Below are 21,461 nucleotides of genomic sequence, written 5' to 3' on the forward strand. Positions count from 1 at the left end.
TGAGTTAAATAATATAAAGACAGGGCTGTTTTCGATGATTTTTATTTTAAAATTGATGTAAAACAACCAGGCCTGGTAGAACTGGGTCTAAAGTAAATAAATTAACTTCGTTGAACCGACTCGGTATAGAGTGGTTTGCGTTAAATTCATCTAGATTTCTGGAGAGAAAATGTCCCATTCCGTTGAAAAAATCCTTTCTTGGAGCCCTTTTGTTGAGAGGTTGACCAAGCGTTACCCAGATCTTTTAGAGCCAGCTAGTTATGAAGCTCAGTGGTCGCAAAACCACCTCTATGAACGTGTGTATGCGGAGGTTTTCTCAGCGGCAACGGATGCCGAATTGGTGCAAAGATTAAGGGTGCAGCGTAACTGGATGATGGGACGGATTGCATTGCGTGATTTACAGCAGCTTGCGCAATTGGAGGAAACGGTTTCGGCAACTTCGGAATTGGCGGATGCTTTGGTTGGCGCCGCTTTAGACTGGCATTATCAACGTTTTTGTGAGCGCTACGGCACACCAATCGGCAGGGAATCCGGTCAGCCGCAAAAGATGATTGTCATCGGAATGGGAAAACTAGGAGGGCAAGAGCTGAATTTTTCATCTGATGTTGACTTGATTTTTACCTATGCGGAAGGTGGTGAGACAGAAGGGGCGGCAAAAAGCATCTCCAATGAACAGTTCTTTATCCGGCTGGGACAGGCGTTGAATAAATCGCTGGTCGATGTCACTAATGATGGATTTGTGTATCGAGTGGATATGCGTCTACGTCCATTTGGTGATGCGGGGCCATTGGCGGTCAATTTTGCCAGTCTTGAGCATTATTATGAGATTCACGGGCGTGCTTGGGAGCGTTATGCGCTGGTTAAAGCCCGAATTATGGCGGGAGATAAAGCGCAGGGAGAGGAGCTCTTCAATATTTTGCGTCCTTTTGTTTACCGTCGATATGTCGATTTTAGTGCGATGGATTCCTTGCGAGAGCTGAAATTGATGATTGCCGAGCAGGTGGCCAAAAAAGGCATGATCGATAACGTCAAACTAGGTGCAGGCGGGATTCGTGAAATTGAGTTTATCGCTCAAGCTTTTCAGTTGGTGCATGGTGGGCGGGATAAGGCGTTGCAAAGTCGTTCCTTGTTGCCTACGCTCAAGACATTGAATGAGCATGAGTTTTTGGAAGACGAAGTCTATTCCAAACTGGTGGACGCTTATCGTTTTTTAAGAACCACAGAAAACCGTTTGCAAATGTGGGGAGATCAGCAAACCCATGATTTACCAACCGATGAAAATCAGCGTGTTTTATTGGCCAATTCCATGGGGTTTGAGGATTATGCCGGGTTTTACAAGGTCTTAAACCAGCATAGAGAATTCGTTGAGTCGCAATTTAATGAAGTGTTCGCTCAAGAAGCGGAATGTGCCGTACGTGATGATATGACCAGCTTGTGGGCGAGTGATTTGGATGAATTGCAGGGGTTGGAGTCTTTTGGCTTGCCAGAAGGGTTGGCTGGCAATGTGGCTAAGTTATTAATCGATTTTAAAGCCGGTCGTCAAGTGCAAACCTTAAGTAAAGAGGGGGCGGAGCGTTTGGATGAGGTGATGCCTTTTGTTTTGAAGGCGTTGATTTCACCGGAAATGGAGTTGGAGACTTTAAAAAGAGTGTTGTCCGTTATTGAGGCGATTACCAAAAGAAGTGTCTATTTGGTATTGATCAAAGAGAATCCGGAAGCGTTGGAGCACTTGGTTGCCCTGTGTGAAGCAAGTGCCTGGTTGACCGAGATGTTGATCAAGTATCCAGCTCTGTTAGACCAGTTGTTGGATGAAAGGGATCTCTATGCACCGCTTAAAGCGGATGAGCTTCAAGCTCAGGCCAATGCTTTATTGGTTGAAACGGGTTTGGATGAAGAGTTGTTTATGGATGAGTTGCGTCAGTGGCGACATGCCCAGGTGTTTAAAGTGGCCGCCGCTGATGTCACCGGGCACTTACCGTTAATGAAAGTGAGTGATTATCTAAGTTGGATTGCAGAAGCGGTGTTGAATGTCAGTGTTGAGTTCGCTTGGCGATTGATGCAACAACGCAGTGGCTTGCCGGGCGGTCTAAATGTGGATTCGCCGCGAAATCCGTTCTTGGTTCTTGGTTACGGTAAGCTAGGTGGGTTAGAGCTCGGCTTCGGTTCGGATTTGGATGTGGTGTTTTTGTATGAGGGAGTCGCTTCAAGTGAGCAAACGGTTAATCCTGGTGGAAAAACTTTGGATAACGCCATCTACTTTATTCGAATGGGGCAAAAAGTGATTTCACTGCTGTCGACGGTGATGCCTTCAGGCCGCTTGTATGAAGTGGATACCCGGTTACGTCCCAATGGTAATTCTGGGATGTTGGTGACCGATTTCAATAGTTACATGCAGTATATCGAAAATAAGGCGTGGAACTGGGAGCATCAAGCTTTGGTTCGTGCGCGAGCGGTTGCGGGTGATGCGCAAAGCAAGGCTGCGTTTGAAACGTTCAGGGAGGCGTTTTTGAAGCAGGCTCGAGACATTCATACGGTGCGCGAAAGTGTGGTTGAAATGCGCCAGAAGATGAAAGACTCCTTAGATAAAAGTAGTGACGATATCTTTGATTTAAAACAGGGTGCAGGTGGTATTGTCGATATCGAATTTATGATGCAATTTTTGGTACTGGCCTATGCCAATCAATATCCAGGGTTGGCTTCTTATACCGATAATGTGCGGATTCTTGAAGAGGTTGCAAAAGTCGGTTTATTATCTAGTGAAACGGTAGGAATGTTGACGGAGGCTTATAAGACCTATCGTGAAAAGTACCACCGTGTTGCTTTGGCAAATGAAAAACCGTTGGTTTTCAGTGATTGTTATCTTGAAAATAGAGAGGCGGTTAAAGCTACTTGGCAGCGTTTGATGCTTGAAAGTTAGTGGTTGATGTTGAAAAATATGAAAGCCACCAGGCCTGGTGGCTTTAAAATTCAGCTATAAAAAAACCCGCTTAATGAAAACATTAAGCGGGTTTTTTATGACTAATCTTAAAGAATTAAGAAGAGTAGTACATGTCGAACTCAATTGGGTGAGTTGTTGCACGCATACGAGTAACATCATGCATTTTAAGTTTGATGTAAGAATCGATTGCTTCATCAGTGAATACGCCACCCGCTTTCAAGAACTCACGATCTTGATCAAGAGCTTCTAGCGCTTCTTCTAAAGAGGCACAAACAGTATTGTATTCCGCTTCTTCTTCTGGAGTTAGATCATATAAATCTTTCTCTGAAGGCTCGCCTGGATCAATCTTGTTAAGGATACCGTCAAGACCAGCCATTAATGAAGCTGTGAATGCTAGGTATGGGTTAGCTGTTGGATCTGGGAAACGTAGCTCAACACGACGCGAACGCTCAGATGGAGCATAAGGGATACGGATTGAAGCTGAGCGGTTTTTACCAGAGTATGCAATCAGTACCGGTGCTTCAAAACCAGGAACCAAACGCTTATAAGAGTTAGTTCCAGGGTTAGTGAAGGCGTTAAGTGCACGAGCATGCTTCATTAGACCACCGATGTACCAGATCGCTTCTTGTGATAGACCTGAGTAAACATCACCAGCAAAGATGTTTTTACCATCTTTAGAAAGAGACATGTTGATGTGCATACCAGAACCGTTATCACCAACGATTGGCTTAGGCATGAAAGTCGCCGTCTTACCTAAAGCGTGACAGGTGTTGTGTACCACATATTTAAGGATCTGAACTTCATCCGCTTTCGCTGTTAAAGTGTTACCAGAAACCGCTAATTCACACTGACCAGCTGATGCTACTTCGTGGTGGTGCGCTTCGATTTCTAGACCCATAGCTTCAGCCATGGCACAGATGTCAGCACGTACTTCATGTAGTTGGTCAACTGGAGGAACTGGGAAGTATCCACCTTTAACCTTAGGACGGTGCCCCATGTTTCCGCCTTCTAGTTCACGAGCAGATTCCCAGTCAGACTCACCAGAATCGATCTTAACGAAAGTTCCAGACATGTCTTCACCCCAGCGAACATCGTCAAAGATGAAGAATTCAGGCTCAGGACCAAAGAATGCAGAGTCAGCAACGCCAGTTGATGCTAGGTAAGCTTCTGCTTTTTTAGCAATACCACGAGGATCTTTTTCATAAGATTCCATTGTTGCAGGAGATACGATCATCATTCGAATAATGATAGTAGGGTCGTTAGTGAAAGGGTCTAACACTGCGCCATCAGTTTGTGGGATAAGCAACATGTCAGAATCGTTAATGCCCTTCCAGCCTTCAATCGATGAACCGTCGAACGTTTCACCATCAGTGAAGAAGTCTTCGTCTACTTTTGATGCTGGGATGGTTACGTGTTGTTCTTTACCGTGTGTATCGGTAAAACGCAAGTCAGCCCATTTAACATCATTCTCTTTAATCATATCAAAAATAGCTTGTGGCATTTTGTTGTCCTTTTTCAGCTGTGAAAATAAAAATTAACAGATGAGATAATAGCGTGAACCGTGCCAGGATTCCAATTATTTTTATTAATATTCTATTTTCTAAATTTATCAATAAGTTGTGTTTTTTGGAGATAAAGGTTTTTGAAAGTGTAAATTTCAAAAGGCATTTATTTGGTGCGTTATTCTGAAAAAAATGGTGCGAATACGCCTTTTGATGAGGTTGCATTTATCATTAAAACCTTGAAGTTTTGTATCTTATGTTACAGTTTTATGACAATGTGGAAGCTTTATCTTTTCAAATGCAATTTTCCTGTCATATAAGCTTGCTATTATATGGTAAAAATTAATATATGGACTCACTCAGCCCTAAATTTTTTTGGGGTTGTCAACGTGAAGAACAGTGCACTAAGGTAGGTTGTGGGTTATGTCATCAACAGTTCAAAGTAAATTAGATGCGGCGTTAAAAGGCCCAGCGTTTGAAAAAAGAATTCGTCGTAGAAATATTGCTGATGCGGTTTCTAAATACGGAATCTCAATCGGTGGTATGGGGGTTATTTTTTCTGTACTGCTCATAATGTTCTTTTTACTCTATGTCGTTATGCCGTTGTTTGTCTCTCCGACAATCGAGAAAGCGTCTGAATATTCATTGCCTGGAGGCAAGGCTGAAAAATCGATTTTTTATGGTGTTGATGAGTACCAGTCATCGGCGATACGCTTTGCCGAGTCAGGGAAACTGATTGGTTTTAAAATTGCGGATGGTGCAATCAACTTTGAAGAGGCGTTGCCGCTGAATGGTGCCACAATTACGGCACATACGATTGTCGATGAAATCAAGCAGATTATCGCTTTTGGGCTGTCAGATGGCCGAGTGATTTTTGCCCAATATGGTTATGACGTCAGTTATCCGGACAATGTTCGTACCATTACCCCAAAGGTGACTTATCCATTTGGTGAGGAACCATTGGAAATCGCGGATTCTGCAATCTCCTTGTTGGCCGTTAAAAGCTCAGAATCTGAGATTCGTTTAGCCTATAAGCTTGAAGGCTCAAAAGAGGTTACGGTTAAGCAATTTACCAAAACCGAGTCGATGCTTTCTGATGATGTGGCTTTGGAACTGGATTCGGAAGGGCAATTCTCTACTAATCAAGACACTAAATGGTTGATGATTGATACCAGTGGTAGAAATTTATATGTGATTTCAAGTAAGGGTGTGACCGATTTTTATGATATCGCGGGAATCGAAGAACCAAAGCTAGTTCAGCATGTGAACTTATTGAAAGAAAACGAAAAACCAAACGTTATCCGTTTTTTATTAGGGGATTACTCGCTAATGATTGGTACGGATAAAGGGAATGTCTATCAATGGTTCCCGGTGAGGGATCAGCAAAATGATTTCGCACTTAAACAGATTCGTAAGTTTGAGGTTTCCAATGCAGCGATTCAGTCAATCGGGATTGAGTTGGCGCGTAAAGGTTTTGCGGCCACGGATGCTGAAGGTGAATTCCATCTGTTTCATTCAACGTCTGAAAGACATCTGGGTACTGAGCAAGTTAAAAAGGGAGCAGCTGCTGGTTTATTGACCATCTCTCCACGTGCGGATGGGGCTATTGTCGAATCGGCTGATGGCAAGTTGGTGCATTTTGAAATCGACAATGAACACCCTGATGTTTCGTTTGCTAGTCTTTGGGGTAAGGTTTGGTATGAAGGTTATGAAGAGCCAACCTATACTTGGCAGTCTTCATCGGCGAGTTCGGATTTTGAGCCTAAATTTTCATTGATGCCGCTTACCTTTGGTACCATCAAGGCCGCGTTATATTCAATGTTGTTTGCGGTGCCAATTGCGATTTTAGCCGCAATCTATACCGCATTCTTTATGGATAAGGCGACTCGTCAGTGGGTAAAGCCAGCGGTGGAGATGATTGAAGCTTTACCAACCGTTATTTTAGGTTTCCTTGCCGGACTCTGGTTGGCTCCTTATATGGAAGCTAATCTGCCAGGTTTCTTTGCCTTACTGATTGTCATTCCGCTGGGCATCATCCTATTTGGTTACACCTGGTCTAGATTGCCCGAAAATATTCGTCTAATGGTTCCGGTAGGGCGTAGAGCGGTATTGATGATTCCGATTATTATCTTTTTAGGTTGGTTTGCTTTGCAGTTGAGTAGCCCTATTGAGGATGCGATGTTTGATGGCAATATGCGCCATTGGTTAACGGCTTCCGCAGGAATTGATTTTGACCAGCGTAATGCCATGGTCATCGGTTTTGCGATGGGCTTTGCGTTGATTCCGACCATCTTCTCGGTGACCGAGGATGCGATTTATAACGTGCCAAGCTATTTGGTCAATGGCTCTTTGGCTTTGGGTGCGAGTGGTTGGCAAACATTGGTTGGTGTGGTTCTACCGACTGCAAGTCCAGGTATCTTCTCAGCAATCATGCTAGGTTTTGGCCGTGGTGTGGGTGAAACCATGATTGTATTGATGGCTTCAGGTAATACGCCATTAATGGAAGTGAATATTTTTGAAGGTATGAGAACGCTTTCTGCGAACTTAGCCGTGGAAATGGCCGAGGCGGAAGTGGCCAGTTCACATTATCGCGTGCTGTTCTTAGCAGGCCTGGTATTGTTTGTGTTTACCTTTTTATTCAATACATTAGCAGAAGTTGTTCGCCAACGTATGCGCCGTAAATACGGTTCATTATAGGAGTTTGGAAAATGAAAGATTGGTTTAACAAAGGCGAACATTGGATTTGGATTAGCTCTGCTATGGTCAGCATCAGTGTGGTGCTGGTTGTCGGCTTGATGGCTATGATCACCTATAAGGGGGCGGTACATTTTTGGCCGCACGCGGTATATGAATTTCAAGTGAATCAGAACGGTCAGTCTGAAAAAGTCATCGGTGAATTACGTGATGAAAAAGTGCGTGAAGTCACGAATCCAAAAACAGGCAAAGAAGAGGAGCTTACCCAATACCTTATCAAGGTAGGTAATCGTGATGTCTACGGGATTGATTTTAGATGGATCAATGGGGATGTGATTAGTTCGCCGTTAGAGAATTTATCTAAAGATATTTTGGTTATTGAGCGTTTTGAATACGGAAATGTGTTTGGTCACATTGTTGGCGCCAGTATTGCCGGTACTCAGGTGCCTGATAAAAAGAGGTTGTTGAACTTACTTAAAGAGCAAGTGAAGCACAGCACGGAAACCCACGCCAAAATCAAACACATTGAAAAAGTGTTGATTGGTGGAATCAACTACAAAATAGAACAGTTACGTTTTGAAGAGAAAAAACTTCGTAAGCATGGCGCTTTCACGGCTGAAGAAGAGGCTCGTATTGCGGCCGAACGAGCGGAACTGCAGAGTGAATTCGTAGGTTACCAAGCTGAAACTGAAGTGCTTTATAAAAAGCTCGACAGTTTTGGTGAGATCACTGTTGAAATCAGCAACGGCCAAACCTTAACCGTTCCGGTTAAGAATATTGTGAATTTTTGGCGTCCAAACAATATGGACTTTATGGATAAAGTGGCGTTTTTTGGACACTCTATCGGAAACTTCCTATTTGACGACCCTCGTGAGGCGAATACCGAAGGCGGAATCTTCCCCGCGATGATCGGTACCATCACCATGGTGTTATTGATGACGATTTTGGTCACTCCAATGGGGGTTATCGCAGCTGTCTACATGCGTGAATATGCAAAAGATGGGCCTATGCTGCGTATGGTCAGAATATCAATCAATAACTTGGCAGGGGTTCCTTCGATTGTATTTGGTATTTTTGGTTTAGGATTCTTTGTCTATATCTTAGGCGGCTCTATCGACGAACTCTTCTATGACTATGCTCTGCCAAGCCCAACCTTTGGTACCCCTGGGCTGCTTTGGGCAGCACTGACCATGGCATTGCTGACGTTACCGGTGGTGATCGTTTCCACTGAAGAAGGTCTGTCACGTATTCCTCGATCGTTAAGAGAGGGTGGTTTGGCGTTGGGTGCGACCAAGTCGGAAACGATTATGAAAATCGTTTTACCTATGGCGACTCCCGCGATTATGACTGGTTTGATTTTAGCGATTGCGCGTGCCGCAGGTGAGGTTGCACCGCTTATGTTGGTGGGAGTGGTTAAGTTGGCTCCTGAGTTGCCGGTTGATGCGATTGCTCCATTTGTCCATTTAGACCGAAAGTTTATGCACTTAGGTTTCCATATTTATGATGTTGGTTTCCAAAGTCCAAACGTTGAGGCGTCCCAGCCATTGGTTTATGCCACTTCATTACTACTGGTCATCATTATCGTTGGCTTGAATATCGGTGCGATTTCTATCCGTAACCGACTACGTGAAAAATATAAAGCCCTTGAGTAAATCGGTGGGTAATCCGTGCCCATTGTGGCAGGCTGTTGGTGGTTTGACGATTACGGTTGAATACAAAAATTAAGATTATTAAGCGGTGACATTGAAGTCATCAACTTGAGGAAAAGTTTATGAGCGAACAAAACTTATCGATTTCATTAGATAGAGACGATAGAGAACTGTCTTTGGCAAATGAAAAGGTGGCGATTGAAGTTAAGAATTGGAACCTTTATTACGGCAAAAAACAGGCTCTAAATAATATCACTATGAGTCTGCCGGAAAACCGTGTGACTGCGTTTATCGGTCCGTCTGGTTGTGGAAAGTCTACCTTGTTGCGTTGTTTTAACCGTATGAATGATTTGATTGATATCGTGAATGTCGATGGTGAAATGACACTTCATGGCGATGATATGTACGCTAAAAACATGGATGTGGCAGCGTTACGCCGTCGTGTTGGTATGGTGTTCCAAAAACCAAACCCTTTTCCCAAATCCATCTACGAAAATGTTTGTTATGGTTTGAGACTGCAAGGCATTAAAGATAAGGCGACATTGGATGAGTCTGTTGAATGGGCTTTGAAAGGGGCTGGACTTTGGGATGAGGTGAAAGATCGTTTAGATGAAAATGCCTTAGGTATGTCTGGCGGTCAGCAACAGCGTTTATGTATTGCGCGCGCGATTGCGATTAAGCCGGAAGTTTTATTGCTTGATGAGCCTACTTCCGCTCTGGACCCTATCTCAACCTTGGCGATTGAGGAGTTGATTTTTGAGTTGAAAAAGGAGTTCACGATTTTAATCGTGACGCACAATATGCAACAAGCTGCCCGTGTTTCAGATTATACGGCGTTTATGTATATGGGTGATTTAATTGAATATACCGATACGGATAGTCTGTTTACAAATCCTCAGGTCAAGCGTACAGAAGACTATATTACTGGCCGTTACGGTTAATTTAAGCATAGGGCTGGAAAATTAAATTTAGCAGTATGTTAGTTAAGATTAAGTAGGGTGGATAGCATGGAAAAAACAGGTTTTAAATCGCATATATCTGGACAATATAACCGCAATCTGGAAGAACTTTTCAACCAAGTCCTTGAAATGGGCGGGCTGGTTGAAAGTCAGTTGGAAAATGCCGTTGAAGCGATTAAAGGCGAAAACAGAAGTTTAGCTAAACAAGTCAAGCAGCTAGACAAGGCTGTGAACAAGGATGAAATCGAAATCGATCGACTATGCGCACGCGTTTTAGCTCGTCAGCAACCCACCGCATCGGATTTGCGTTTAGTGGTGAGTGCGATTCGTATAGCGGTTGATTTGGAGCGTATTGGGGATGAAGCCGTCAATACCTCTAAATTGGCGATTAAGATGGCAAAAGTGAAAGAGATTCCATGCGATACTTTGCCTGGATTCAATGGCTTGATGGAAATCATCGCCATCGATTTAACCATGTTGAAGAAAGTGCTGAATAGTTTTGCGCAATTGGATACTTCAGCTTTATCTGAAATTGTGGATTATGAAACCCATGTCGATGCGATTAAAGCCAAGGCGTTGGTTGAAATTCAATATTCACTGAATAACAATACCGAAGCTTTGGCTGAATATATTATGCAAATGATCTATTCGATTCGTGCCGCTGAACGCATTTCATCGCATATTCTGAATATCTGTGAAAGCATTGTATACTTGGTTAAAGGTCTTCATGTCCGTAATATGAACGCTGAGAAATTAAAGCAGTTCATAGACGATGTAAATGCTGAGTCGGTTTAATAGGTTTTGATAAATGGCAGTCAGTATAATTGATTGCCGTTGATTGTTATTGGTTATAGTAAGTCGCTGTTTTGGAGAGCACTTTGAGTCAAAATAAAATCTTAATCATTGAAGATGAGCCCGCTATCCGTGATATGTTGAAATTCACATTGACCTCATCGGATTATGCGGTAAATGAAGCGAGCAATGCGGAGGAGGGGTGGAAATCTGCCCTTGCCGATAAACCGGATTTGATTTTGCTGGACTGGATGATGCCTGGAACCTCTGGGGTTGTGTTGGCGGAGCGTTTCCGAAAGAATGATCAAACCGCCAATATACCGATTATCATGCTGACGGCTCGCGGAGAAGAGAGCGACCAGGTGCAGGGGTTTGATGCCGGGGCGGATGATTATGTGGTGAAACCGTTCTCTCCACGAGCATTAGTGGCAAGAGTCCAAGCTTTGCTCAGACGTCAATCCAATCAAAAGGCTAATACGGATCAGATTTCCGCAGGCAATATGCGTCTAGACTTGGAAAGCCATCGTTTTTATGTCAGTGATGAAGAGATTAAGCTTGGGCCAACCGAGTTTAAACTGGTACATTTTTTTATGACACATCCGAATAGGGTCTTCTCTAGAACCCAGCTGCTTGATCATGTTTGGGGTGTGAATGTCGTGGTGGAAGAGCGTACGGTCGATGTACATATCCGTCGATTACGAAAACTACTGGAGCCAACCCTTGTTGCGGATTATATTCAGACAATAAGAGGCTCAGGCTATCGTTTCTCGGTGGTTGAGGGTTAATTTTGTTATCCAATGGCATTAAACGTGAACTGACGTGGATAGTCTTTTTTGCTTGGCTATTAATGTTTTTTGCATGGTTAACTGACTTATGGATCCAGTCGCTGTTTATTTTCATCTTGTTCTATATCGGTCGCCAGCTATGGAGTATGCGTAAATTCGAAAACTGGATGGACGGCCGTAAAGCCAATTCCTACCCTCCAGCGTCCGGTCTTTGGAGCGAACTCACTTATTTGGTCTCCAAAAAACAGCGAGCCTTGGAAAAACACGCAGACCTAAATTTATATAAGTCAGAACAATTCAAAGCCGCGTCTATGTTGATTCCAGACGCCATCGTCTCTTTAGACGAGGGGAATCATATCGAATGGTTCAATACGGTCTCCAAATCGTTAATCGGAGTGCGTCGTCAAGATGTGGGGCACAAAATCGAATCGGTCATCCGTCAGCCTGAGTTTATCCAATACTTGAAGTTACAGGATTTTGATAAGTCACTCACCTTAAATTCGCTTTACAAGCAATCCCGTACCTTCGAAATGCAAGTGATTCCGTATTTTGAAAGTCATAAATTGTTGGTGGTGCGTGACATCACCGAACTGTACCAGTTAGCGCAGATCCGTCGCGATTTCATTGCCAATGCCTCTCATGAGTTAAGGACTCCATTAACGGTTTTACGTGGCTATTTGGAAGTGATGCTCGATACTCCAGGTGAGCATCAAACAACCTGGAAATTACCTCTAGAGCATATGGAAACCCAATCTTTGCGTATGCAGGCAATTATCGAAGACCTATTGACGCTATCCACAATTGAAGCGGACTCAATTACCGCGGTCAAAGAGATGGTGGATGTCCCTAAGATGCTGCATCAACTAGAAGAAGATGCCCGTCAACTCGGTAATGAGAACCATCATTTTGTCTTTGATATTGACGATGCTTTGGTTATCAAAGGGTTTGCCGAACCGTTGAAAAGTGTCTTTATGAATTTGGTCTCCAACGCGGTGCGTTACTCCCCGGAAGGGGGGGCGATTTCGGTACGCTGGTTCAAAGAGAACAATACCGTCGTTTATGAGGTAGAGGACGAAGGTTTAGGGGTTGCTCAAGAACACATTCCTCGTCTAACGGAACGTTTTTATCGGGTTGATAAAGATCGTTCGCGGGTGACTGGTGGTACCGGCTTAGGTTTGGCTATCGTTAAGCATGTTTTGGAACGTCATCACGGTAAACTGGTTATTGATAGTGTTCTAGGTAAGGGAAGTGTGTTTCGTTGCGAATTCCCGGTGAAATAACGGGAAATGACGGTTTAGGTCGGTTATTAGCTAGGTTCGTTAGGCTCATTAGATTCATTAGGTTCATTAGGTTCATTAGGTTCGTGGCACAGGTTTATCGCTTGCTAGTCCTCAGTGTTAGTTCATTTACCCTTTTTAACGCTACCAGGCCTGGTAGGTTATCTGCAATCATAAATCCCGCAATATATGACAACTATAAATAACAGCTATAAAAAAAGGGCTGATGAAAGCCCTTTTTCGATTGGTTCAAAAATGTTGCTAATAAGCTTTATGGCAACATCATGCCTCGAATCATAAAGTAAATGATCGCCGCTAAGGTGGCTGAAGCTGGAACGGTAATGACCCATGCCGCTACGATTTTCAAGAAAGCGGAACGTTTCACTAGCTCTTTTTGGTAGACTTTATCCAACGATTTACGTTCTTTTTTGGTCAGCGATATCTCGGCTTCTTTCTCTTTTAACTGCGCCAATAACGCTTTTTTACCTTCTAATGATGCATTCTCAAAACGCCAAATATACTCTTCAACCTCTTGCTGGTCAGCACCTTGGTGGTGATCACGAATCTGCTGAATAGTTTTAGCATAACTACGCTTTAGGTATTCTCGCAAGAAGCCGACACCAAAGACACCCCCGACGGCAATATGAGTTGAACTGACCGGTAAGCCAAGCTGTGAAGCGACAATTACGGTGATTGCCGCCGCCATTGCAATAGAGAAGGCTCGCATTTGATCCAGTTCGGTGATCTCGGTACCAACGGTACGGATGAGTTTAGGGCCAAACAGCAATAGACCTAAAGAGATACCGATGGCACCAATCATCATAACCCATAAAGGTATCTCTGCCTTAGAGTGAATACCTCCCGTTTGCACGGCGTCATAGATGGCCGCTAAAGGCCCAACGGCATTTGCCACATCGTTGGCACCATGGGCAAAACTTAATAAAGCCGCCGCAAAAATAAGAGGGAAAGTGAATAGGGTATTGACACTGGCTTTGGAGTTTTCTAAACGCTCAGCTTGACGGGCAATCAATGGCTTAATCGTAAGATAAGCGATGGTCGCAATCGCAAAACCAATGGCGGTAGCCGTCATAAAGTCGACTTTCCAGATTTTCTTTAGGCCTTTAAGGATCAAGTAAGTAGAGAACGACCAGACCATAATCGCGATTAGGATAGGCAGCATCTTCTTGGCGGCAGCTACCATGTCGTCTTTATAGGTGATGCTGCGTTTAATCCAGTAGAGGAAGCCTGCGGCGATGATACCCCCGATAACAGGTGAGATAATCCAGCTAGCGGCAATCGCTCCCATTTTATCCCAGTTGGCAATGGACCAGCCAGCAGCAGCAATACCCGCACCCAATACGCCACCTACAATTGAGTGGGTCGTTGAAACTGGTGCACCCATTGCGGTGGCTAAGTTCAACCATAAAGCGCCGGCCAATAAGGCGGCGATCATTAGCCAGATAAAGGTATCACTGTCACCGATCATCGCCGGATCAATAATGCCTTTTTTAATGGTACTGACGACATCTCCGCCGGCAATCAAAGCGCCGGAAGATTCAAATATGGCGGCAAGGATGATGGCGCCGGTCAGGGTCAAGGCTTTAGAGCCGACGGCTGGCCCAACATTGTTTGCGACATCATTGGCACCGATGTTCAGCGCCATGTAGCCACCAATCATGGCTGCAACAACCAGTTCAATACTGACTTGACCGGTTCCTGTTTGCAAATTCGAGGCAAACAGAATAATCATAATAATAAAGAGAAGGGCAGTCCCGAAGCGGAACATTTCTTTGCGACCACGTGAAGTGGCGTTTTCAATATCGTTTAAATCACGAAATTCCATAGCATTAGCTCTATTTTAACTGATAGTGTGTAACGGAGGGATTGTATAAAAATTTGCTATTGAGGGGGAGAATTATTACAGAAATATGACAAGTAATTAATCTCAATTAGTTTCTATTTGATGGCGCTGAGTAATGTTACTTAGTTATCTTGTCACGAATCTGTCATATTTGTGTCAAGTTTGTTTTATGTGGACTTTCTATAATTTGCTCCGTTAAGAAACAAAACAATTTAATTTTCTATTTGGAGTATAACCATGAAAAAAGCCAACATTTTAATGGCAATGGGTCTTGCGGCTTCTGTTGCAACTACAACAGCATTTGCATCTGATTTACCAGCCTATGAAAAAGTTTCTGGTGTTTCTGGTAATTTATCATCAGTAGGTTCAGATACATTGGCAAACTTAATGACACTTTGGGCTGAAGAGTTCAAGCGTACTTACCCTAACGTAAATATTCAGATTCAGGCTGCGGGTTCTTCTACTGCTCCTCCAGCGTTAACTGAAGGGACTTCTAATATCGGTCCTATGAGCCGTAAGATGAAGTCTAAAGAAATTGCAATGTTTGAATCTAAACATGGTTATAAGCCAACTGCAATTGGTGTAGCAATCGATGCTTTAGCGGTATATGTAAACAAAGATAACCCAATTAATGGCCTTTCAATTCCACAAGTGGATGCGATTTTCTCTTCAACACGTAAGTGTGGTGCTAAAGAAGACGTTACTACTTGGGATCAAGTTGGTGCGACTGGTGCTCTAGCGAATAAGTCTGTACAGATTTATGGTCGTAACTCAGTTTCTGGTACTTACGGTTACTTCAAGAAGCACGCTCTATGTAAAGGTGATTACAAGTCTTCTGTAAACGAGCAACCTGGTTCAGCTTCTGTTGTACAGTCTGTTTCAGCATCTTTAAACGGTATCGGTTACTCTGGTATCGGTTATAAAACAGCGGGTGTTAAAGCTTTAGCTATCGCTAAGAAAGCGGGTGGTACACCTGTTGAAGCGACTAAAGAAAACGCTTTAAACTCAACTTACCCTCTATCTCGTGTGCTTTATGTTTATGTAAACAAAGCACCTAATAAAGCTGTAGAGCCTGTAATTGGTGAGTTTGTTAAACTTGTCCTATCTAAGCAAGGTCAGGAAGCGGTTGTTAAGGATGGTTATATCCCACTACCAGCAGACTTCGCAGCTAAGCAGTTAGCAAAACTTAAGTAATTAAGTTCAGTTGGATAATAAAAAACCCCGTTAATCGGGGTTTTTTTATGCCTAGAGTTTTATAAAAGTGGTTACAACCCTAAATCAACCAGGCCTGGTCATGATGTTAAGTGGGGTTTAAATCTAAATCAATTCGATTTCAACATCGGTCACAGGAATAACGCTACAGGTCAAAATCTCACCTTTTCTAGAATCATAAGCAGGGCTTTGAATCTCTTCCACTTCACCTGATATTAATCTTACTGTACAGGCACCGCAGTTTCCGCCTCGGCAGCTATAAGGCATATCAAATCCATTTTCATCTAACGCTTCTAGCATTGAAAACTGTCCATCAAATTCACATTCACCTTGTCCTACTACGGTAATCTTCGCCATGATTTTGTCTATTCCTGTTGATATTAAAAAAATTTATTTTAACAATTAACCGAGTGAATCTATACAGTAAAATAGCCCAAAATTTTAATCTATGTAATCAACATATTTATTTAAGGGTAACTTATGACTTGGTTGGATTTCCAAAACCGTTTTCAAACGATACGTGATAATAAAGTTTTCGAACTATTTGTAATCTCGGTCATTATCTTCTCGTCATTGATGATTGGGATTCGCACTTATGAATTACCAGGCCTGGCAGAAACCATTTTAATCTCGTTGGACTACGCGGTCACTCTGTTCTTTGTGATTGAGATTGTCATTAGAATGGCGGCGGAAGACCGCTTTAGGGATTTTTTCAAAAAGGGTTGGAACATCTTCGATTTTGTCATCGTGGTGGTGAGCCTTATTCCGTTGGATGATTCCGAGTATGCCTTGGTTGCACGTATGTTGCGTCTGTTCCGTGTGATGCGTTTGATCTCTTTCATTCCTGAATTACGTGTGCTGGTCAGCGCCTTGATTACCGCGATGCCACGCATGGGCTATGTAGCTTTGTTGATGTTCATCATCTTCTATATTTACGCGGTCATCGGTAACTTACTGTTCTCGAGCATCAACCCGCAATTATGGGGCGACTTGGGAATCTCCTTGCTGACCTTGTTCCGCGTGGCGACGTTTGAAGACTGGACCGATGTCATGTATGAAGCCATGACGGTATACGGCCTTAGCTGGATCTATTTCATCAGTTTCATCTTTTTCTCAGCCTTTGTGTTCTTGAATATGATGATTGGGATAGTGGTCGATGTGCTGGATGAAGAGCACAAGAAAATGGAAGCCGAGAAGCTGGGTGAGAGTGTTGAAGAGCATCAATTGTTTGAGAATCGTATTGAAAACGAAGTGGCCGAACTGCATAGAAAGTTGGATTTATTGCTTTCCCAAAAACAGGGATAGGGGGTTCAGGGTGATACCGGTTGACTCACTTTGCTTGAGTCGCTTTGCCCAATGTCAAAAATCGTTATTTTCGGTGTTTTGAATGTCAAAAAGGCGTGAATCCATAATAATTCACGCCTTTTTGTTTTACGCAATCGATTTAAAAATCAAACTGACCAGGCCTGGTAGATTACTGAACAAGCTCTATCTGTTATCCCGCCACTCCAAAAATCATACCTACACCAGTGGTGATGGCCATGGCGATACTTCCCCAAATGACAACCCGCATAGCACCTTTCAGCATACTTGCGCCACCGACCCAGGCGGAAAGCGCCCCTAACAGCCCAAGCAGAACCAGTGATGAGATTGTTATCACTAACCCGAGGTTTTGCATCGGTAAAAATGCAACTAGCAGTACCGGAATGATGCCGCCGGTGATGAACGAGACAGCCGAAGCAAATGCGGCTTGGATAGGGTTGGCGCTATGAATCTCGGATAACCCCAATTCATCCTTAAGATGAGCATCCAATGCATCGTGCTCCATCAGCTCATGAGCAACTTGGTGGGCTGTTTGTTCCGATACCCCACGATTCATATAGATCAAAGCAAGCTCATGTTTTTCGGTTTCCCAGTCTTCTTCCAGCGCCTTTTTTTCGATTTCAAGATCGGCTTGTTCTGTATCGGACTGTGAGCTAACCGAGACATATTCCCCAGCGGCCATCGCCAAAGCGCCCGCAGCCAGTGCCGCCATGGCAACCAGTAATATGTGATCCTTATCCGAACCGGCGGCAATCACCCCAACGATTAAACTGACCACCGAGATAATACCATCGTTCGCACCTAAAACCGCGGCTCTTAACCAGCCCATACGGTGGCTGAAATGTTCGGTTACGATATGTTCGTCAACGTGTTGCTGGGTTTCCATGAGCATGTGAGCTTAACTCCATCATTGGCCTGAAAATTCGGCGAAAATTTAATAAATCAGCAAGCCATTTACCAGACAAGTGGTTTATAACCTTCTTCTTGAAGTTCCATCAGAGCGGCGGCACCAACTTCAGCGTATTCGGCAAAAGGGCGCATATCGGCATCTGTCCAGTGAATGGTATTCATGGTGTTGCCGCAGGCAATCCAGCGTACATTGTAATCTTTGGCAAAACTTTCAACACGGGCATAGGTTAAAGGATCCACGTCACGTTTAGGATTTTTAGCTAAAACATGCAGGCCTGGTCCAATGGCAACAACGGCTATTTGCACATTATCTCCATAACGTTTAATCATCGCTTGAATCGAGTTTAAAATCCCGACTTGATATCCCGCATCCGATTTGTTGAACATGTATACCGCTTTATGTTCCGCTGGATCACCGGGAAAACGTTCGCTTGGTGGGTCTTGTAATTCGGGTACCGGTTTCAGTTTGAAGTCGCTGTTTTTGGCGGCTGTCGAATCGCTTGAAGCTTGGGTGGCAAAACCAGTCATCATCAGACTGATTACAAAAAGGGTGTGGATGAATAAACGCATAAACGAATCCTTGTTTTGGCTTTTTGAGCTGTTATGGGTTTTGAGAATTTAATTGATTTATTGTAAGGTGAATTTTTGCATCTAAGCGTTAACTTGTAATAAAATTGCTTATACCTGTTATTAAAAGTATTTATCAGTAATTCTGCGTTGTGTTGCATTCTTATTGATGAACAATCCAACCTTATCATTATGGAGAGAGAAATGATTCAGCCGCAAATAGAAAAAGCGATGCAAGAGACCTTCGATATACAGTTTATGGAGCTTTTGAATGAGAGTCATATGCACTCCGGCCCAGCTCCCGAATCACACTTCAAATTGACGTTGGTGTCCAATAGTTTTGATGGGTTAACTAAAGTAAAAAGACAGCAGGCGGTCTATAAAGCGCTGGTGGATTTAATGCCTCAATTCCATGCCTTGGCTTTGCATACCTATACGCCTGAAGAGTGGTTGGCGGCTGGACAAGCCATCCCTGCATCTCCAAAGTGCACCGGCGGGCATTGATTGTTTGAACAGAAGCGTTTTAGGGTTCTAGGAACGGCGTACAGAACAGGCTTGGTTGATAAAGCTTGTTCTATAAAGCTTGTTCTTCTAGAGAGGGGACATAGTCCGGATCGGTTTCGGGATAGGTCAAGTACCAAATATGACGGAACTTCTCAGGCTCTAGTTTATTTTGTAACAGCAAAACGGCTTGAACATACTGTTCAATATAATGGTATTTTCCTTTACGAACCGACTGCCAGAGATGGCGGTATTTGTTGGGTAGAAAATGTTTGAAGTGTGGAATTAAACCAAAGCTACCTTCTGTTTCTGCAATGCGTCTCATTACCTCTTGACGTGCTTTGAACTTGAAGTTGCGTTCTTGAAATTCCAGCATCTTACTCACCCAGAACAACAAGCCCGCCGCCAATAAAAAGCTGACAATCGGTTGGTCGTAGATAAAACTACCTAAAAGGGTCACCACGACTAACACCAAAGCACTCACCGGAATCGTCAGAATCGACACCCAAATATAATTGCCTTTAAGCTGATTGGCGACTAGATCGATATTGAACTGTTGTACGTCTATCTGTTTAAGGCGTGTTAACATCTCTTCAGGAGAAGGGATAATTTGTTCAAGGTTTTCGTTTATTTGATCCATTGCATCCATCGTTGTTTAACTACGCAATTTTTATTTAAAAATCACAAAAATTTATTTTTTATTTTTCAGTTTGGGCTTGCACTGCTGTTCACAATCTACCGTAAAGCGTTGTTTCGATTCCAGTGCATAGGCGGTCATCTTGCCACCCCATAAGCAACCGGTGTCGGTCGCGTGAATATGATAAGCATCTATCGCACCAAGCGTTGACCAGTGTCCAAAAAAGATTTCATAATCCTTGTTACGACGTTTGGGAAAAACAAACCAAGGTTGATACTTGGAATCGTTATCCTTTGGAGCGGATTTAAGTTTAAACTCCAACTTACCTTTAGCGGTGCAAAAACGCATGCGTGCAAATGCGTTGACAATATAGCGGATACGTTCGTAGCCTTTCAAGCTATTATCCCAATCATTCGGTTCTGATCCAAACAGGTGGTTGGTTATGAACGTCTTCCAGTCAGGTTGCGCGAGTTGGTTTTTAACTTCTTGGGCATAACCCTGCGCTTCCTGAATACTCCATTGTGGTGGTATTCCCGCATGAACCATAACCGCCTGGTAGATAGGGTGGGTTACCATGAGTGGTTGTAAACGTAACCAATCCATTAACGCATCAACATCATCCGCATTTAGAATTTCGCTTAAGGTGTCGGACTTTGAGGTGAATTTTTCCAAACCTGCATAGGCGGCCAATAGATGAAAATCATGGTTGCCCAATACCATGTCGGCCTTACCTTGTTCACAAAGCTGTTTAACAAACCGTAAACATGCCAGAGACTTAGGGCCACGATTGACAATGTCCCCGACAAACCATAAATGGTCGGATTGAGGTTGATAGTCAATATGTTTCAGCAAGGCTTGCAGTTCATCATAGCAGCCTTGTAGGTCTCCAATTACGTAGGTTGTCATAAGTTAATTTGGTCTGTTTAAGCTTAAATTTATTGGTTTATACAATTTTGTTGCACGGGGTATCATTGTCCCGATTTTAATTTAATTTGGTGATAAAGATTGGCCAATTCCACAAATTTTTCGACACTGACGGTTTCCGCCCTTGCAGTAGGATTAATGCCACAAGCTTCAATCTGTTCAACTTCCAAATAGCCTTTCAAGGTGTTACGTAAGGTTTTACGCTTTTGGCTGAAAGCTTGTTTAACCAACTCGGCAAAATCGGCCTCGTCATCGGCCACAAAAGGTTTGGTTTTATAGGGCAGTAAACGAACGATGGCAGAGTCGACTTTTGGGGGTGGGGTAAAGTTTTCTGGGCCTACTGTAAATAAGTATTCTGTTTCACAAGCGTATTGAATCATAACACTCAAGCGACCATAGGCTTTGATACCCGGTTCGGCGGTGATGCGGTCGACCACCTCTTTTTGCAACATAAAATGCATGTCTTGAATATGGTCACTAAACTTCAGCAGGTGAAACATTAACGGGCTAGAAATATTGTAGGGTAGGTTACCCACAATACGTAACGGCTGATCAGGTTCAAACTCTAAAAGAGTCGAGTAATCAAACGCCAAGGCATCCGTATGATGTAAGTTGAACGCAGGTTTACTGGCAAAACGAATCTTTAACGGTCCAATCAAGTCATTATCGATCTCGATGATATCCATGCGTTTCACGACATCGATTAATGGTGTGGTCAAGGCCGCTTCACCAGGACCGATTTCCACCATGTGATTTTCCGGCTTAGGACGGATAGCCGCCACAATTTGATCGATGACACGTCCATTATTTAGGAAGTTCTGTCCAAACTGCTTTTTGTGTTTATGCCCTGAGGGACGGCTACCGTTGTTTCTTGCCATAATATTTCCAGTATTGCGTTACTTGAACCCGTGTTTTACACCCGTTTTCAATG

18 protein-coding genes are annotated in these 21,461 nt (G+C 43.4%); 10 read left to right on the forward strand and 8 right to left on the reverse strand.

Annotation, left to right across the window (positions count from 1 at the left end):
• The first annotated feature begins 169 nt into the window (after positions 1-169).
• A complete protein-coding gene (gene glnE / locus L6421_RS03130; protein ID WP_237263126.1) occupies positions 170-2,917 on the forward strand; it encodes a bifunctional [glutamate--ammonia ligase]-adenylyl-L-tyrosine phosphorylase/[glutamate--ammonia-ligase] adenylyltransferase in 2,748 nt (915 codons plus the stop codon).
• Positions 2,918-3,032: 115 nt separating this feature from the next.
• Here the strand turns inward: glnE and glnA are convergent, their stop codons facing one another.
• Positions 3,033-4,439, reverse strand: a complete 1,407-nt coding sequence (gene glnA / locus L6421_RS03135) for a type I glutamate--ammonia ligase (RefSeq protein WP_237263127.1) — start codon at positions 4,437-4,439, stop codon at positions 3,033-3,035.
• A 424-nt stretch (positions 4,440-4,863) separates the two neighbouring features.
• Here glnA and L6421_RS03140 point away from each other — a divergent pair, with 424 nt between their 5' ends.
• The 6 genes from L6421_RS03140 to phoR all read left to right on the forward strand — a co-directional run bounded on the left by L6421_RS03140 (position 4,864) and on the right by phoR (position 12,599).
• Positions 4,864-7,137: an ABC transporter permease subunit gene (locus L6421_RS03140; RefSeq protein ID WP_237263129.1), complete on the forward strand. Its 2,274-nt coding sequence runs from the start codon at positions 4,864-4,866 to the stop codon at positions 7,135-7,137.
• 11 nt (positions 7,138-7,148) lie between these two features.
• Positions 7,149-8,786 carry a phosphate ABC transporter permease PstA gene (pstA, locus tag L6421_RS03145; protein ID WP_237263130.1) on the forward strand — a complete coding sequence of 546 codons (1,638 nt, stop codon included), beginning with the start codon at positions 7,149-7,151 and terminating at the stop codon, positions 8,784-8,786.
• 119 nt (positions 8,787-8,905) lie between these two features.
• Positions 8,906-9,724 (forward strand): phosphate ABC transporter ATP-binding protein PstB, encoded by an 819-nt coding sequence (gene pstB, locus L6421_RS03150; RefSeq protein WP_237263132.1) that lies wholly within the window; start codon positions 8,906-8,908, stop codon positions 9,722-9,724.
• Positions 9,725-9,790: 66 nt separating this feature from the next.
• On the forward strand, positions 9,791-10,537 hold the full coding sequence (gene phoU, locus L6421_RS03155) for a phosphate signaling complex protein PhoU (protein WP_237263133.1): 747 nt from the start codon (positions 9,791-9,793) through the stop codon (positions 10,535-10,537).
• 83 nt (positions 10,538-10,620) lie between these two features.
• The gene (phoB, locus tag L6421_RS03160; RefSeq protein WP_255695496.1) at positions 10,621-11,319 is read left to right on the forward strand and encodes a phosphate regulon transcriptional regulator PhoB; all 699 of its coding nucleotides are present in this window, start codon (positions 10,621-10,623) and stop codon (positions 11,317-11,319) included.
• Between the two features lie 2 nt (positions 11,320-11,321).
• Entirely contained in the window at positions 11,322-12,599 is a 1,278-nt protein-coding gene (phoR, locus tag L6421_RS03165; protein ID WP_255695497.1) for a phosphate regulon sensor histidine kinase PhoR, read from the forward strand.
• 268 nt (positions 12,600-12,867) lie between these two features.
• Here phoR and L6421_RS03170 read toward each other — a convergent pair whose 3' ends face one another.
• Positions 12,868-14,439, reverse strand: coding sequence for an inorganic phosphate transporter (locus tag L6421_RS03170; protein ID WP_237263135.1), 1,572 nt, complete (start codon positions 14,437-14,439; stop codon positions 12,868-12,870).
• A 255-nt stretch (positions 14,440-14,694) separates the two neighbouring features.
• Between L6421_RS03170 and L6421_RS03175 the strand changes: the two genes are divergently transcribed.
• Positions 14,695-15,651 carry a PstS family phosphate ABC transporter substrate-binding protein gene (locus L6421_RS03175; RefSeq protein ID WP_237263136.1) on the forward strand — a complete coding sequence of 319 codons (957 nt, stop codon included), beginning with the start codon at positions 14,695-14,697 and terminating at the stop codon, positions 15,649-15,651.
• 123 nt (positions 15,652-15,774) lie between these two features.
• On the opposite strand, the gene L6421_RS03180 is transcribed toward L6421_RS03175, so the two are convergent.
• Positions 15,775-16,026 (reverse strand): 2Fe-2S iron-sulfur cluster-binding protein, encoded by a 252-nt coding sequence (locus L6421_RS03180; RefSeq protein WP_237263137.1) that lies wholly within the window; start codon positions 16,024-16,026, stop codon positions 15,775-15,777.
• A gap of 123 nt (positions 16,027-16,149) precedes the next feature.
• Between L6421_RS03180 and L6421_RS03185 the strand changes: the two genes are divergently transcribed.
• Positions 16,150-16,974, forward strand: coding sequence for an ion transporter (locus L6421_RS03185; protein ID WP_237263140.1), 825 nt, complete (start codon positions 16,150-16,152; stop codon positions 16,972-16,974).
• 190 nt (positions 16,975-17,164) lie between these two features.
• Here the strand turns inward: L6421_RS03185 and L6421_RS03190 are convergent, their stop codons facing one another.
• On the reverse strand, positions 17,165-17,884 hold the full coding sequence (locus L6421_RS03190) for a VIT1/CCC1 transporter family protein (RefSeq protein ID WP_237263144.1): 720 nt from the start codon (positions 17,882-17,884) through the stop codon (positions 17,165-17,167).
• A 62-nt stretch (positions 17,885-17,946) separates the two neighbouring features.
• Entirely contained in the window at positions 17,947-18,471 is a 525-nt protein-coding gene (locus L6421_RS03195) for a DsrE family protein (protein ID WP_237263145.1), read from the reverse strand.
• 201 nt (positions 18,472-18,672) lie between these two features.
• Here L6421_RS03195 and L6421_RS03200 point away from each other — a divergent pair, with 201 nt between their 5' ends.
• Positions 18,673-18,972 (forward strand): BolA family protein, encoded by a 300-nt coding sequence (locus tag L6421_RS03200; RefSeq protein WP_237263146.1) that lies wholly within the window; start codon positions 18,673-18,675, stop codon positions 18,970-18,972.
• A 70-nt stretch (positions 18,973-19,042) separates the two neighbouring features.
• Here the strand turns inward: L6421_RS03200 and L6421_RS03205 are convergent, their stop codons facing one another.
• The 3 genes from L6421_RS03205 to rsmA form a co-directional block, all read right to left on the reverse strand.
• A complete protein-coding gene (locus L6421_RS03205) occupies positions 19,043-19,609 on the reverse strand; it encodes a hypothetical protein (protein WP_237263147.1) in 567 nt (188 codons plus the stop codon).
• A gap of 51 nt (positions 19,610-19,660) precedes the next feature.
• The gene (locus tag L6421_RS03210; protein ID WP_237263149.1) at positions 19,661-20,512 is read right to left on the reverse strand and encodes a symmetrical bis(5'-nucleosyl)-tetraphosphatase; all 852 of its coding nucleotides are present in this window, start codon (positions 20,510-20,512) and stop codon (positions 19,661-19,663) included.
• 62 nt (positions 20,513-20,574) lie between these two features.
• Positions 20,575-21,408 (reverse strand): 16S rRNA (adenine(1518)-N(6)/adenine(1519)-N(6))-dimethyltransferase RsmA, encoded by an 834-nt coding sequence (gene rsmA / locus L6421_RS03215; protein WP_237263154.1) that lies wholly within the window; start codon positions 21,406-21,408, stop codon positions 20,575-20,577.
• Positions 21,409-21,461 lie beyond the last annotated feature (53 nt).

This window comes from Thiomicrorhabdus immobilis, assembly GCF_021654855.1.
Lineage (GTDB): Bacteria > Pseudomonadota > Gammaproteobacteria > Thiomicrospirales > Thiomicrospiraceae > Thiomicrorhabdus > Thiomicrorhabdus immobilis.